This window comes from Mycobacterium sp. MAA66 (genome assembly GCF_041261665.1).
In the GTDB taxonomy this organism is placed as follows: Bacteria; Actinomycetota; Actinomycetes; order Mycobacteriales; family Mycobacteriaceae; genus Mycobacterium.
The window spans coordinates 451,153-465,768 of the sequence record NZ_JBGCCC010000002.1 but is presented as its reverse complement, the minus strand read 5'-3'; the positions used below and the strand labels follow the sequence as shown (position 1 = coordinate 465,768).

Annotated in this window: 9 protein-coding genes; 4 read left to right on the top strand and 5 right to left on the bottom strand. The window is 65.5% G+C overall.

Translation table 11 applies throughout. From position 1 onward, the window contains the following. Window positions 1-30: 30 nt before the first annotated feature. Together rplL and ABIA30_RS08750 are read left to right on the top strand one after the other, a co-directional pair. Window positions 31-417, top strand: a complete 387-nt coding sequence (gene rplL, locus ABIA30_RS08755; protein WP_370064195.1) for a 50S ribosomal protein L7/L12 — start codon at window positions 31-33, stop codon at window positions 415-417. Window positions 418-602: 185 nt separating this feature from the next. Continuing rightward, window positions 603-1,619: an ABC transporter ATP-binding protein gene (locus tag ABIA30_RS08750; protein WP_370064193.1), complete on the top strand. Its 1,017-nt coding sequence runs from the start codon at window positions 603-605 to the stop codon at window positions 1,617-1,619. Between the two features lie 59 nt (window positions 1,620-1,678). Here the strand turns inward: ABIA30_RS08750 and ABIA30_RS08745 are convergent, their stop codons facing one another. Continuing rightward, window positions 1,679-2,875, bottom strand: coding sequence for a glycoside hydrolase family 27 protein (locus tag ABIA30_RS08745; RefSeq protein ID WP_370064191.1), 1,197 nt, complete (start codon window positions 2,873-2,875; stop codon window positions 1,679-1,681). A 507-nt stretch (window positions 2,876-3,382) separates the two neighbouring features. Between ABIA30_RS08745 and ABIA30_RS08740 the strand changes: the two genes are divergently transcribed. Then, the gene (locus ABIA30_RS08740) at window positions 3,383-6,862 is read left to right on the top strand and encodes a DNA-directed RNA polymerase subunit beta (RefSeq protein WP_370064189.1); all 3,480 of its coding nucleotides are present in this window, start codon (window positions 3,383-3,385) and stop codon (window positions 6,860-6,862) included. Window positions 6,863-6,922: 60 nt separating this feature from the next. Then, entirely contained in the window at window positions 6,923-10,873 is a 3,951-nt protein-coding gene (locus ABIA30_RS08735; protein WP_370064187.1) for a DNA-directed RNA polymerase subunit beta', read from the top strand. 107 nt (window positions 10,874-10,980) lie between these two features. Here the strand turns inward: ABIA30_RS08735 and ABIA30_RS08730 are convergent, their stop codons facing one another. The 4 genes from ABIA30_RS08730 to ABIA30_RS08715 all read right to left on the bottom strand — a co-directional run bounded on the left by ABIA30_RS08730 (window position 10,981) and on the right by ABIA30_RS08715 (window position 14,614). Then, window positions 10,981-12,000 carry an NAD(P)/FAD-dependent oxidoreductase gene (locus ABIA30_RS08730; RefSeq protein ID WP_370064185.1) on the bottom strand — a complete coding sequence of 340 codons (1,020 nt, stop codon included), beginning with the start codon at window positions 11,998-12,000 and terminating at the stop codon, window positions 10,981-10,983. Further along, the gene (locus ABIA30_RS08725; protein ID WP_370064183.1) at window positions 11,997-12,506 is read right to left on the bottom strand and encodes an isoprenylcysteine carboxyl methyltransferase family protein; all 510 of its coding nucleotides are present in this window, start codon (window positions 12,504-12,506) and stop codon (window positions 11,997-11,999) included. The genes ABIA30_RS08730 and ABIA30_RS08725 overlap by 4 nt, the downstream gene beginning before the upstream one ends. A 4-nt stretch (window positions 12,507-12,510) precedes the next feature. Next, window positions 12,511-13,569 (bottom strand): type III polyketide synthase, encoded by a 1,059-nt coding sequence (locus ABIA30_RS08720; RefSeq protein ID WP_370064181.1) that lies wholly within the window; start codon window positions 13,567-13,569, stop codon window positions 12,511-12,513. A 334-nt stretch (window positions 13,570-13,903) separates the two neighbouring features. Beyond that, the gene (locus ABIA30_RS08715; protein WP_370064179.1) at window positions 13,904-14,614 is read right to left on the bottom strand and encodes a TetR/AcrR family transcriptional regulator; all 711 of its coding nucleotides are present in this window, start codon (window positions 14,612-14,614) and stop codon (window positions 13,904-13,906) included. Between the last annotated feature and the right edge of the window lie 2 nt (window positions 14,615-14,616).

Here is a 14,616-nt window from a genome sequence, read left to right as displayed (position 1 = left end):
CAAACCAAGAAACTAGGAAGGACCATTCACATGGCCAAGCTGTCCACCGAAGAGCTGCTCGACGCCTTCAAGGAAATGACCCTGCTGGAGCTCTCGGAGTTCGTGAAGCAGTTCGAGGAGACCTTCGACGTCACCGCCGCCGCTCCGGTCGCCGTCGCCGCCGTTGGTGGCGCTGCTCCGGCTGCCGAGGCCGCCGAAGAGCAGACCGAGTTCGACGTCATCCTCGAGGGTGCCGGCGACAAGAAGATCGGCGTCATCAAGGTCGTCCGCGAGATCGTCTCCGGCCTGGGCCTGAAGGAAGCCAAGGACCTGGTCGACGGCGCTCCCAAGCCGCTGCTGGAGAAGGTCAACAAGGAGGCCGCCGACGACGCCAAGGCCAAGCTCGAGGCTGCCGGCGCCACGGTCACCGTCAAGTAAGTTCGCTAGAACTGCAGCAAATCCCCTGGAATCCACCTTGGATTCCAGGGGATTTTTGCTGTCTACCGTCGACAATCCCGCTCAGTCGGCACAACGACCGTCGGCAGCACTGCAATGCGCTACAGTGACTCAAGCCACAGGCGGGGAGCACGTGGCGTGCGAGTCATTGGTGGAAGGGATCTCACGTGGGCGTCCAAATCGATGTAACGGGACTGAGTAAGTCCTTCGGGTCGTCGAAGATCTGGGAAGACGTCACGTTGACGATCCCGGCTGGTGAGGTCAGCGTGATGCTGGGCCCGTCGGGTACCGGTAAGTCGGTGTTTTTGAAGTCGTTGATCGGGTTGCTGCGCCCCGAGCGCGGGTCGATCGTGATCGATGGCACCAACATCATCGAGTGTTCGGCCAAGGAACTTTATGAGATCCGGACCTTGTTCGGGGTGCTGTTTCAGGACGGTGCGCTGTTCGGGTCGATGAACATTTACGACAACACGGCGTTCCCGTTGCGTGAGCACACCAAGAAGTCCGAGAGCGAAATCCGCAAGATCGTGATGGAAAAGCTTGAGGTCGTGGGTATGCCCAACGACGGCCACAAGTTCCCCGGTGAGATTTCCGGTGGTATGCGCAAGCGTGCCGGCCTGGCCCGCGCGCTGGTGTTGGACCCCAAGATCATCCTGGTCGACGAGCCGGACTCGGGCCTGGACCCGGTCCGTACGGCGTATTTGTCGCAGCTGTTGATCGACATCAACGCGCAGATCGACGCGACGGTGCTGATCGTTACCCACAACATCAACATCGTGCGTACGGTGCCGGACAACATCGGCATGCTCTACCGCAAGCATTTGGTGATGTTCGGTCCCCGCGAGGTGCTGCTGACCAGTGAGGAGCCCGCGGTCAAGCAGTTCCTCAACGGTCGGCGTATCGGTCCGATCGGTATGTCCGAGGAGAAGGACGCGGCCACCGCCGCCGCCGAGCAGGCAGCAATCGATGCCGGGCACGCCGATGGTGGTGTCGAGGAGATCGAGGGTGTGCCGCCGCAGATCGAGGTGACCCCGGGTATGCCGGTGCGTGCGGCGGTGGCTCGCCGTCAGGCTCGGGTGCGTTCGATCCTGCATACCTTGCCGCCGGCCGCTCAAGCCGCGATCCTGGAAGACCTGAACAACACCCGGCCCGACCCGGTGACCGCTCAGATTCCGCGGGCCTGATCAACTTCACGCGAATCGCGCTCGGACGACAGTCCGGGCGCGATTTGTTTTGTCGGCCATCAGTTTTCGGGTGTCATCACGTACATCTTGACTGCGTGCGGCGGTACTGGAGCCGAAATGTCGCCGTCCGCTCCGGAAGCCGAAACAGCAGCCACGGTGCCGCCGGTCCACACATCATGGACCCGGTAATCGCGGGCCGGCGGCAGCTTCAGGATCTGCGCAGTGGTCGCGATCACCGCCGGGTGCCGATCGCGGTTCAGGAACACCACCGCGACGCCGCCGGTCGACAGTGGCTTGGTCCACACCTGGTGCACGCCGTCTGACCCCGCCAGATGGCCCTGCGTGCCTGCCCAGTCGCGGTCTATGGCCAGCACTTCGGGATTGGTCAGCATGGCCTGGGTCGTCGGGCTCATCGACCGTAGGTCGTTGCCGGCGATCAGCGGTGCGTTGAGCAGTGCCCACAAGCTCAGGTGGGCGCGGTCCTCTTCGGTCGACATGCCGCCGTTGCCGATCTCCAGGGAATCCATGTCGTTCCAGCCATTCGGGCCGCTGTAGGGGGCGAGTGGCACCTGGCGGTCCAGGATGGCCATCACGGTGCGCCAGTTGTCGGCGATGTCGGGCGTGGTGCGCCAGGTGTGGCCACCGCTTGCCGCAGCCCACTGCCACGGCCGGTTGTAGCCCCACTCACAGATGGCGTAGAGAATCTGGCGGCCGGTGTTCCGCAGCGCCCGGGCCATCGCCCGGTAGCGCTCGACGGCCGGCTCCTCGGTGGCGTAGCAATTGTCGTATTTGAGCAGGTCCACACCCCAATCGGCGAAGGTCTGGGCGTCGACGGCCTCGTGGTGCAGGCTGGCCGGCCGGCCCTCGCAGGTGGCCAGGCCGGCGGAGGAGTAGATGCCGAACTTGAGTCCGCGGGAGTGGACGTAGTCGGCGAGCGCCTTGATGCCCGACGGGAAGCGCTGGTGGTCGGCCTGTAGTCGCCCCTCAGATCCCCGGACGGGCGCCATCCAGCAGTCATCGACGTCGACGTAGTGATAACCCGCCGCGGCCATCCCGGAGGCCACCATCGCATCGGCGGTCTCGCGAACGAGTTGCTCGTTGATGCCGCAGCCGAACGCGTTCCAGCTGCTCCAGCCCATCGGTGGAGTGGCGGCCAAGTCCGCTTTGGGCATCGGCGGCGGGGCACTGGCACCTACCAACACCAGAGAAAGGACCACTGTGACGAGCAGAGCCGGCAATCGTGCGGCTCGGTTCATCTGGTCCCTCTCGACGTGCGGCGGGCGTCTGGCCGGCGATCCGACGTGCGATTAGCTGGCAGTCCGGGGCCGCCGTCCATGATTGCAGTCGCGCCTGGGAGTCGCCCACGTGTTAAAACTCGTCACCAAACCGCGTGTGAACTCTTGACTGACGCCTTCAAACGGGCCACTCTGTTGGGCAGCATGTCTTATTGGGTCTTGAGGTTCGGGACGGACGCCAGCCAGCGTCAGCAGATTCGACCGACCCTGAGACATGCGGCGGTTGAGGAATGCGCCGTCCTGCGCTAGTGTTGGACGTTGCGCTGGCTGCATCCTGCCCACTCACTGCCTTACGACCTGCACCCGACACGTGGTCTCAGTCTGAGCTCTGCTCAGTGATCTAGTCGTGTGCCTCCAGTCTGGTGGCTTGGACTGGATACCGCCAGCCGAACCGACGCAGATAGCGCGACGGCACGGACTGGCCCACAGCCCTTCCAGATCGTCGCACCAGTGCTGGAAGGGTGCATCTTGGCAGTCTCTCGCCAGAGCAAGTCCGCTAATACCTCTAACTCCGTTCCCGGGGCGCCGAACCGGGTCTCCTTCGCAAAGCTTCGTGAACCGCTCGAGGTTCCGGGGCTGCTCGATGTGCAGACCGACTCGTTCGAGTGGCTGATCGGCTCCGAGAGCTGGCGAGCGAAGGCCGCCGAGCGTGGTGATGCCGGAGCCAAGGGTGGCCTCGAAGAGGTACTCGATGAGCTGTCCCCGATCGAGGACTTCGCCGGCACCTTGTCGCTGAGCTTCTCCGACCCGCGTTTCGACGAGGTCAAGGCTCCGGTCGACGAGTGCAAAGACAAGGACATGACGTACGCGGCCCCGCTGTTCGTCACGGCCGAGTTCATCAACAACACCACCGGCGAGATCAAGAGCCAGACGGTGTTCATGGGTGACTTCCCGATGATGACGGAGAAGGGCACCTTCATCATCAACGGCACCGAACGTGTCGTGGTCAGCCAGCTGGTGCGTTCGCCCGGTGTGTACTTCGACGAGGCCATCGACAAGGCCACCGAGAAGACCCTGCACAGCGTCAAGGTCATCCCGGGCCGTGGCGCCTGGCTGGAGTTCGACGTCGACAAGCGCGACACCGTCGGTGTGCGTATCGACCGCAAGCGTCGTCAGCCGGTCACCGTGCTGCTCAAGGCGCTGGGCTGGACCAGCGAGCAGATCCGTGAGCGCTTCGGCTTCTCCGAGATCATGATGGGCACCCTGGAGAAGGACACCACCGCCGGTCCCGACGAGGCGCTGCTGGACATCTACCGCAAGCTGCGCCCGGGCGAGCCGCCGACCAAGGAGTCCGCGCAGACCCTGCTGGAGAACCTGTTCTTCAAGGAGAAGCGCTACGACCTGGCCCGCGTGGGTCGATACAAGGTGAACAAGAAGCTGGGCCTGAACGTCGGCCAGCCGATCACCAGCTCGACGCTGACCGAAGAGGACATCGTCGCCACCATCGAGTACCTGGTGCGTCTGCACGACGGTGACAACAAGATGACCGCCCCGGGCGGCTCCGAGGTTCCCGTCGAGGTCGACGACATCGACCACTTCGGCAACCGTCGTCTGCGTACCGTCGGTGAGCTGATCCAGAACCAGATCCGGGTCGGCCTGTCCCGTATGGAGCGTGTCGTGCGTGAGCGCATGACCACTCAGGACGTCGAGGCGATCACCCCGCAGACCCTGATCAACATCCGTCCCGTCGTGGCGGCGATCAAGGAGTTCTTCGGAACCAGCCAGCTGTCGCAGTTCATGGACCAGAACAACCCGCTGTCGGGTCTGACCCACAAGCGTCGTCTGTCGGCGCTGGGCCCCGGTGGTCTGTCCCGTGAGCGCGCCGGCCTTGAGGTCCGCGACGTGCACTCGTCGCACTACGGCCGGATGTGCCCGATCGAGACCCCTGAAGGCCCGAACATCGGTCTGATCGGCTCGCTGTCGGTCTACGCCCGGGTCAACCCGTTCGGCTTCATCGAGACGCCGTACCGCAAGGTCACCGACGGTGTGGTCACCGACCAGATCGACTACCTGACCGCCGACGAGGAGGACCGCCACATCGTGGCGCAGGCCAACTCGCCGCTGGACGACACCGGCCGTTTCACCGAGGACAAGATCCTCGTCCGTCGTAAGGGCGGCGAGGTCGAGTTCGTGTCGGCCAACGACGTGGACTACATGGACGTCTCGCCGCGCCAGATGGTGTCGGTCGCAACCGCGATGATCCCGTTCCTGGAGCACGACGACGCCAACCGCGCCCTGATGGGTGCGAACATGCAGCGTCAGGCGGTTCCGCTGGTGCGGAGCGAGGCCCCGCTGGTCGGTACCGGCATGGAGCTGCGCGCCGCGATCGACGCCGGCGACGTGGTGGTCTCGGAGAAGACCGGTGTGGTCGAGGAGGTTTCGGCCGACTACGTCACCGTGATGGCCGACGACGGCAGCCGGCACACCTACCGGATGCGCAAGTTCGCCCGCTCCAACCACGGCACCTGCGCCAACCAGCGTCCGATCGTGGACTCCGGGCAGCGGGTGGAGGCCGGCCAGGTCATCGCCGACGGTCCCTGCACCGAGAACGGTGAGATGGCCCTGGGCAAGAACCTGCTGGTTGCGGTCATGCCGTGGGAAGGCCACAACTACGAGGACGCGATCATCCTGAGCCAGCGGCTCGTGGAGGAGGACGTGCTCACCTCGATCCACATCGAGGAGCACGAGATCGATGCCCGCGACACCAAGCTGGGCGCCGAGGAGATCACCCGGGACATCCCGAACGTCTCCGATGAGGTGCTGGCCGACCTCGACGAGCGCGGCATCGTCCGCATCGGCGCCGAGGTCCGCGACGGCGACATCCTGGTCGGCAAGGTCACCCCGAAGGGTGAGACGGAGCTGACCCCCGAGGAGCGCCTGCTGCGCGCCATCTTCGGCGAGAAGGCCCGCGAGGTCCGCGACACGTCGCTGAAGGTGCCGCACGGTGAGTCCGGCAAGGTCATCGGTATCCGCGTGTTCTCGCGCGAGGACGACGACGAGCTGCCTGCCGGTGTCAACGAGCTGGTCCGCGTCTACGTGGCCCAGAAGCGCAAGATCTCCGACGGCGACAAGCTCGCCGGACGCCACGGAAACAAGGGCGTCATCGGCAAGATCCTGCCGATCGAGGACATGCCGTTCATGCCCGACGGCACCCCCGTGGACATCATCCTGAACACCCACGGTGTGCCGCGTCGTATGAACATCGGCCAGATCCTGGAGACCCACCTCGGGTGGGTGGCCAAGGCCGGCTGGAACGTCGAAGGTGAGCCCGACTGGGCAGCGAACCTGCCCGAGGGTATGCGCAGCGCACCCCGCGACAGCATCGTGAGCACCCCGGTGTTCGACGGTGCCCGCGAGGGTGAGTTGGAGGGCCTGCTGGCCTCGACGCTGCCGAACCGCGATGGTGACGTGATGGTCAACGCCGAAGGCAAGTCGCAGTTGTTCGACGGACGTAGTGGTGAGCCGTTCCCGTACCCGGTGACGGTCGGCTACATGTACATCCTGAAGCTGCACCACTTGGTCGACGACAAGATCCACGCCCGCAGCACCGGCCCGTACTCGATGATCACCCAGCAGCCGCTCGGTGGTAAGGCGCAGTTCGGTGGCCAGCGGTTCGGTGAGATGGAGTGCTGGGCCATGCAGGCCTACGGCGCGGCGTACACGCTGCAGGAGCTGCTGACCATCAAGTCCGACGACACCGTCGGTCGCGTGAAGGTCTACGAGGCGATCGTCAAGGGCGAGAACATCCCCGAGCCGGGCATTCCGGAGTCGTTCAAGGTTCTGCTCAAGGAACTCCAGTCGCTGTGCCTCAACGTCGAGGTGCTGTCTTCGGACGGCGCTGCGATCGAGATGCGCGACAGTGACGACGAGGACCTGGAGCGCACCGCCGCGAACCTGGGTATCAACCTGTCGCGCAACGAGTCCGCGTCCGTCGAGGACCTCGCCTAGTCAACCGTCAGCCAGTCAGCTTTTTCTGATTCATAAACCCGCAAGGGGAAAGGGAGTTACGTGCTAGACGTCAACTTCTTCGATGAACTCCGCATCGGCCTGGCCACCGCGGAAGACATCCGTAATTGGTCCTTCGGCGAGGTCAAGAAGCCGGAGACCATCAACTACCGCACGCTCAAGCCGGAAAAGGACGGCCTGTTCTGCGAGAAGATCTTCGGACCGACTCGCGACTGGGAGTGCTACTGCGGCAAGTACAAGCGCGTCCGCTTCAAGGGCATCGTCTGCGAGCGCTGTGGCGTCGAGGTGACTCGCGCCAAGGTGCGTCGTGAGCGGATGGGCCACATCGAGCTGGCCGCGCCCGTCACGCACATCTGGTACTTCAAGGGCGTTCCGTCGCGCTTGGGTTACCTGCTGGACCTGGCCCCGAAGGATCTGGAAAAGATCATCTACTTCGCGGCTTACGTGATCACCAGCGTCGATACCGAGATGCGGCACAACGAGCTGTCCACGCTCGAGGCCGAGATGGTCGTCGAGAAGAAGGCCGTCGAGGATCAGCGTGATCTGGATCTGGCCGAGCGCAGCCAGAAGCTCGAGACCGACCTGGCCGAGCTGGAGGCCGAAGGCGCCAAGAGCGACGTGCGTCGCAAGGTGCGTGACGGTGGCGAGCGCGAGATGCGTCAGCTCCGCGACCGGTCCCAGCGTGAGCTGGACCGGCTCGACGAGATCTGGACCACCTTCACCAAGTTGGCTCCCAAGCAGCTCATCGTCGATGAGGTGCTGTACCGCGAGCTGCAGGACCGCTACGGCGAGTACTTCACCGGCGCCATGGGTGCCGAGTCGATCAAGAAGCTCATCGAGACCTTCGACATCGACGCCGAGGCCGAGATCCTGCGCGACACCATCAAGAACGGCAAGGGCCAGAAGAAGCTGCGCGCCCTCAAGCGTCTGAAGGTCGTCGCGGCGTTCCAGATGAACCGCAACTCGCCCATGGGCATGGTGCTCGACGCCGTTCCGGTGATCCCGCCGGAGCTGCGTCCGATGGTTCAGCTCGACGGTGGCCGGTTCGCCACCTCCGACCTGAACGACCTGTACCGCCGCGTGATCAACCGCAACAACCGGTTGAAGCGACTGATCGACCTGGGCGCGCCCGAGATCATCGTGAACAACGAGAAGCGCATGCTGCAGGAGTCGGTGGACGCGCTGTTCGACAACGGCCGTCGCGGCCGTCCGGTCACCGGACCGGGCAACCGTCCGCTCAAGTCGCTGTCCGATCTGCTCAAGGGCAAGCAGGGTCGCTTCCGGCAGAACCTGCTGGGTAAGCGCGTCGACTACTCCGGCCGTTCGGTCATCGTGGTCGGCCCGCAGCTCAAGCTGCACCAGTGTGGTCTGCCCAAGCTGATGGCCCTCGAGCTGTTCAAGCCGTTCGTGATGAAGCGTCTGGTCGACCTGAACCACGCGCAGAACATCAAGAGCGCCAAGCGCATGGTCGAGCGTCAGCGTCCGCAGGTGTGGGACGTCCTCGAAGAGGTCATCGCCGAGCACCCGGTGCTGCTGAACCGTGCACCTACGCTGCACCGCCTGGGTATCCAGGCCTTCGAGCCGCAGCTGGTGGAGGGCAAGGCCATCCAGCTGCACCCGCTGGTGTGTGAGGCGTTCAACGCCGACTTCGACGGTGACCAGATGGCCGTGCACCTTCCGCTGTCGGCGGAGGCGCAGGCCGAGGCCCGCATCTTGATGCTGTCCTCGAACAACATCCTGTCGCCCGCGTCGGGCCGCCCGCTGGCCATGCCGCGTCTGGACATGGTGACCGGGCTGTTCTTCCTGACCACGCAGATCGACGGCGACTTGGGTGAATACACCCCGGCCGCCAAGGATCAGCCGGAGTCCGGTGTGTACAGCTCGCCGTCGGAAGCCATCATGGCGGTCGACCGCGGCTCGCTCTCCGTTCGGTCCAAGATCAAGGTTCGGCTGACGCAGCAGCGTCCGCCGGCCGACATCGAGGCGCAGCTGTTCGAGAACGGCTGGAAGCCGGGCGACGCCTGGACCGCCGAGACGACCCTGGGTCGCGTGCTCTTCAACGAGCTGCTGCCCAAGGGCTACGCCTTCATCGACAAGCAGATGCACAAGAAGGTGCAGGCCGCGATCATCAACGATCTGGCCGAGCGCTACCCGATGATCGTGGTCGCCCAGACCGTCGACAAGCTCAAGGACGCCGGCTTCCACTGGGCCACCCGTTCGGGAGTGACGGTCTCGATGGCCGACGTTCTGGTTCCCCCGCAGAAGCAGGAGATCCTGGAGCGTTACGAGGGCCAGGCCGACGCGATCGAGAAGAAGTACCAGCGCGGTGGTCTGAACCACGACGAGCGCAACGGTGAACTGGTCAAGATCTGGCAGCAGGCCACCGAAGAGGTCGGTAAGGCACTGGAGGCGTACTACCCCGAGGACAACCCGATCATCACGATCGTGAAGTCGGGCGCCACCGGTAACCTCACCCAGACCCGCACGTTGGCGGGCATGAAGGGTCTGGTGACCAACCCGAAGGGTGAGTTCATCCCGCGGCCGATCAAGTCCTCGTTCCGCGAGGGTCTGACGGTGCTGGAGTACTTCATCAACACCCACGGTGCCCGTAAGGGTCTGGCCGATACCGCGCTGCGTACCGCCGACTCGGGTTACCTGACCCGTCGTCTGGTGGACGTGTCGCAGGACGTCATCGTGCGTGAGGACGACTGCCAGACCGAGCGCGGTGTGCTGGTCACCCTCGCCGAGGTCCAGGCCGACGGTTCGCTGGTGCGCGACGCTCACATCGAGACCTCCGCGTACGCGCGGACCCTGGCCACCGATGCACTCGACGCCAGCGGCAACGTCGTCGTCGAGCGCGGCCACGATCTCGGTGATCCCGCGATCGAGGCTCTGCTGGCCGCGGGTATCTCGCAGGTGAAGGTGCGCTCGGTGCTGACCTGTGCCACCGGCACCGGTGTGTGCGCCAAGTGCTACGGCCGCTCGATGGCCACCGGCAAGCTGGTCGACATCGGCGAGGCCGTCGGCATCGTCGCCGCCCAGTCCATCGGTGAGCCCGGTACCCAGCTGACCATGCGTACCTTCCACCAGGGTGGCGTCGGTGACGACATCACCGGTGGTCTGCCCCGTGTGCAGGAGCTGTTCGAGGCCCGCGTGCCCCGCAACGTGGCTCCGATTGCCGACGTGGCCGGCCGGGTGCGCCTGGAAGAAGACGACAAGTTCTACAAGATCACCATCGTCCCCGACGATGGTGGCGAGGAAGTCGTCTACGACAAGCTGCCCCGTCGTAACCGTCGCCTGCGGGTGTTCAAGCACGACGACGGCACCGAGCGCCTGTTGGCCGATGGTGACCACGTCGAGGTCGGTCAGCAGCTCATGGAGGGTTCGGCGAACCCCCACGAGGTGCTCCGTGTCCAGGGCCCCCGCGAGGTGCAGATCCACCTCGTCAAGGAGGTCCAGGAGGTCTACCGCGCACAGGGTGTGTCGATCCACGACAAGCACATCGAGGTCATCGTCCGGCAGATGCTGCGTCGCGTCACGATCATCGATTCGGGTGCGACGGAGTTCCTGCCCGGCTCGCTGACCGAGCGTGCCGAGTTCGAGACCGCGAACCGTCGGGTGGTCGCCGAGGGCGGCGAGCCCGCGGCCGGCCGTCCGGTGCTGATGGGTATCACCAAGGCATCGCTGGCCACCGACTCGTGGCTGTCGGCGGCGTCGTTCCAGGAGACCACTCGCGTGCTGACCGATGCGGCGATCAACTGCCGCAGCGACAAGCTGCAGGGTCTGAAGGAGAACGTGATCATCGGTAAGTTGATCCCGGCCGGTACCGGCATCAACCGGTACCGCAACATCCAGGTGCAGCCGACCGAAGAAGCTCGTGCTGCGGCGTACACGATCCCGTCCTACGAGGATCAGTACTACAGCCCGGACTTCGGTCAGGCCACCGGTGCCGCGGTGCCGCTGGACGATTACGGTTACTCGGATTACCGGTAGCGCTTAGCCGCGCGACCAAACGCGAAAACCCCCAAAATCTCCGGATTTTGGGGGTTTTCGCGTCTGGACGGGCGGGGTGCAGTCGCGCCGTAAGTCCGGCGTACCGGTCAGAACGCCAGCTGATTCACGCAGGCGGAGAACACCCGTGGCAGTGCGGCGGCGGCCGGGACCAGCCGCGAGCGCACCATCGGCCGCGCCGTCGCCTGTACCAGTGCGTCGGTGAGTAATCGGTAGCGACGGGTCAGGCTGCGCCACCGACGGTCATACTCGTCGATCCGATTCCGCGCGACGCAGTCGACCAGCGCCTCGGCCGCACCGAACGCGAGCCCCAGGCCCTCGCCGGTGAGTGCGTCGATGTACCCCGCCGCGTCGCCGACCAAGAGCACCCGGCCCGCGACCCGACTCCGTACCTGCTGCCGCAGAGGTCCGGCTGCCCGGTCGGGCCCTGCCTCGTGACCCGCCACCCGCTGTCGAAGTTCGTCGAACGCGTCGAACTTCGACTCGAAGCCGCCGCGGCCGGCCGACAGAATCGCGATGCCGACGCAGTCCTGCGCCACCGGCGTCACGTACGCCTCGGCATCGTGGCTCCAGTGCACCTCGACCTTGTCGGTCCACGGTGCCATCTGGACGTGCCGTCGAATGCCCCAGCGTCGCGGGCCGGTAGCCGGTAGCGACAACCCGAGATCGCGGCGGATCGGCGAGTGCAGCCCGTCGGCCGCCACCAGGTAGCGGGCGCGGAACTGGCCGGCCCGAACACTGGCCGCGTCCTGTGCAATCTCGCCGGCCTCGCCCAAGATGAACTTCACCCCGGCGGCGTGGGCGGCATCGGACATCGCCGCGTGCAGCGCTGTTCGGCGCACACCGCGGCCCACCTCGCCGCCGCGGAACGTCGCCTCGGCGTGGGCGGTGCTCGAGTGATAACTGATCCCGCGCAGTGGACGGCCCTGCGTAACCACCCCCAGCCGGTCCAGATGGGCCAGGGTGTGGGGCATCAAGCCCTCGCCGCAGGCCTTGTCCAAGACGCCTGGCCGGCGTTCGACGATGACTGCTTCGAGACCGGCACGCGCCGCGTACAGCGCGGTCGCCAGTCCCGCAGGACCGCCGCCGACCACCAGCAGGTCGATCACGACAAGCCGGCCAGCGCAGCGTTCTCGACCCGCAGTCGGGTCCGCAGCAATAGTGCGTTGAGCGTGGTGAACGCGACCGCGGTCACCCACGCCGAATGCACCAGCGGTAAGGCGAAGCCCTCCACCACCACCGCCACATAGTTCGGATGCGGGATCCAGCGATACGGGCCGCCGATGACGCGTGAGGCGCCGGGCACGACGATGACGCGGGTATTCCACTGCGGGCCCAGCGCCGTGATGCACCACCACCGCAGGACCTGCGCTGCCAGGACGACGGCGAGCATCGGCCAGCCCAACGCCGGGATGAACGGCCGGTGCAGCAACAGGGGTTCGGCGACGCACCCCACCAGCAGGCCGATGTGCAGGACCACCATGACGGGGTAGTGGCCGAAGCCGTGTTCGGTGCCGCCCTGCGCCATGGACCAGGCCAGGTTGCGTCTGGACACCACGAGTTCGACGACGCGTTCGACGGCGACGGCCGCGATCAACAGGAGATACCAGGTCATCGGATTACCGCCAGCGCAACAGGACGAGCTCGGAGCAGAAACCCGGTCCCATGGCCAACATCAACCCGGGGCTGCCCGCAGGTGGCCGCTTGGCGATGGTGTCACGCAAGACGTGCAGGACAGAGGCCGACGACAGATTGCCCACCTCGGCCAGGGACCGCCAGGTCAGCTCGAGCGCGTCGTCGGGAAGACCCAGCGTCGCGGTGATCGCTTCGATGACCTTGGGACCGCCGGGGTGGCTGACCCAGGTACCGATGTCTTCGATCTGAAGGTCATGTGCGGCAAGGAATTTCGCGACATCCTCGCCGAGGTACTTTTCCACCACCTTCGGCACGTCGGGGGAGAGCACCAACCGGAAGCCGCTCGCGTCGATGTCCCAGCCCATGGTCCGCTGCGAATCGGGGTACAGGTGGCTACGGGAGTCGAGCACCTGTGGGCCGGTCTCCCGGATCTGCAGGGCGCGACGGTCGCCGACCATGACCACCGCTGCTGCTCCGTCGCCGAACAGGCTGGAGCCGACGACGGTGGCCATCGAGGGATCGGTCTTGGGAATCAAGGAGCACAGTTCGACTGCCAGCAACACCGCGACGCCGTCGGGCGCCCCGCGCAGGTAATCGTGGACTCTGGCCACTCCGGCGGCGCCGGCTACGCAGCCGAGCCCGAACATCGGCACGCGGCGGACATCGGGGCGCAGGCCGATGATCCCGGCGATCCGGGCATCGAGCGTCGGCACAGCCACGCCGGTGACGGTCGTGGTGTAGATGACGTCGACATCTGCGGGCTCCAGCCCGGCGTCCTCCAGTGCACCCAGGACCGCCGCGCAACCCAACTTCACTGCATGTTCGATGAAGACGTCGTTGGCGCGGCCGAAATCAGTCAGGGCCGCGTAGTCCTCCAGCGGTAACACCGTATGCCTGCTGTCCACCTTGGCACTGCGATGGAGTTTGCGGATCGCGTCCGCGTGCTCTGCGTAGCCGGGCATCGCCAGCAGCGCCTCGGTCACCTGATCCTGGGAATAGCGGTTGGGCGGCAGTTCGCCACGGACGCTTGCGATTACGCTCATCTGTTCCTCCTTCACCCTGGTCACGAGATGCGCCGGCATTCGGTTCATCTTGTGGCGCAGGTCACGCGACCTGGGCCGCTCGGTCGGCGCGCGGCGCCTATGCGGGGAGTTGCCGAGAGCGTGAGATTTACGAAGCGCCAACCGGTTTCGGCTGCATGGTGCCATGTTGACTTGGATGGCGAAGGGCCACAACGCTTTGCCGGACGCACGGGCAGCAATGTTTGTGTGAGTTCTGGCCTGATGGGGAACACGGCTACGGGAACCGAATCGTTCCGATTTCGTCAGGCCCGGCGCTGGTCCCGGCGGGAGCCTCGCGGCGCCGGGCGGTGTCGTCTCACGAATCCTGATTGCATGGGCTGGCGTTTCGCCGGAGCCGGTAGGTCGCGGGACCCGCGGGTTCCCAGGTTTGCATCGCCGCATCGAGCGCGTCGTGGTCCAAGGCTGGAACCGGCACCGGCTCTTGGTCACTGCGGTGCCGCATTCCTTCCAGGAGCACGGCCACGTATCGGCGCCACAGCTCGGCATCCACATGTCCGGCGAATTCGCTCACCGTGCCGGCCAGAAGTGCGAGCACAGGCAGGTCGGTTGCCGACACGCCTGGACGTAGTTGGCCGCTGCTCTGGGCGCACTCGACGAGGCTCGTGGTGACCGCGGAGAGGCGGTCTTTGGCCGCTGTCACTCTGTCGCCGCCGTAGCATTTACTGAAGGCGATCTCCCGCAGACCGCGATCGGTCGCGGTCATTTCGCACTGCTGCTCGACGAAACAGACAAACCCCTGCCATGAGTCTTGTTGGTGCAGGGCCGATTCGGCCAGGGCGGTGAGCTGATTCAGCGCATCTTCGAAGATCGCCTCGAGGAGTTCTTCCTTGGTGGCGAACCTCCGATACACGGTTCCCACGCCTACGCCTGCATGGCGGGCCACGTCGTTGAGATTCGGCTCCAGGCCTTTGACTGCGAACAATTCGCGGGCCGCTTCGAGGATGCGCGTGCGATTGCGCTCGGCGTCCTTACGCAGCGGGCGGCCCGCCGGCTCATGCGCAGTCACGC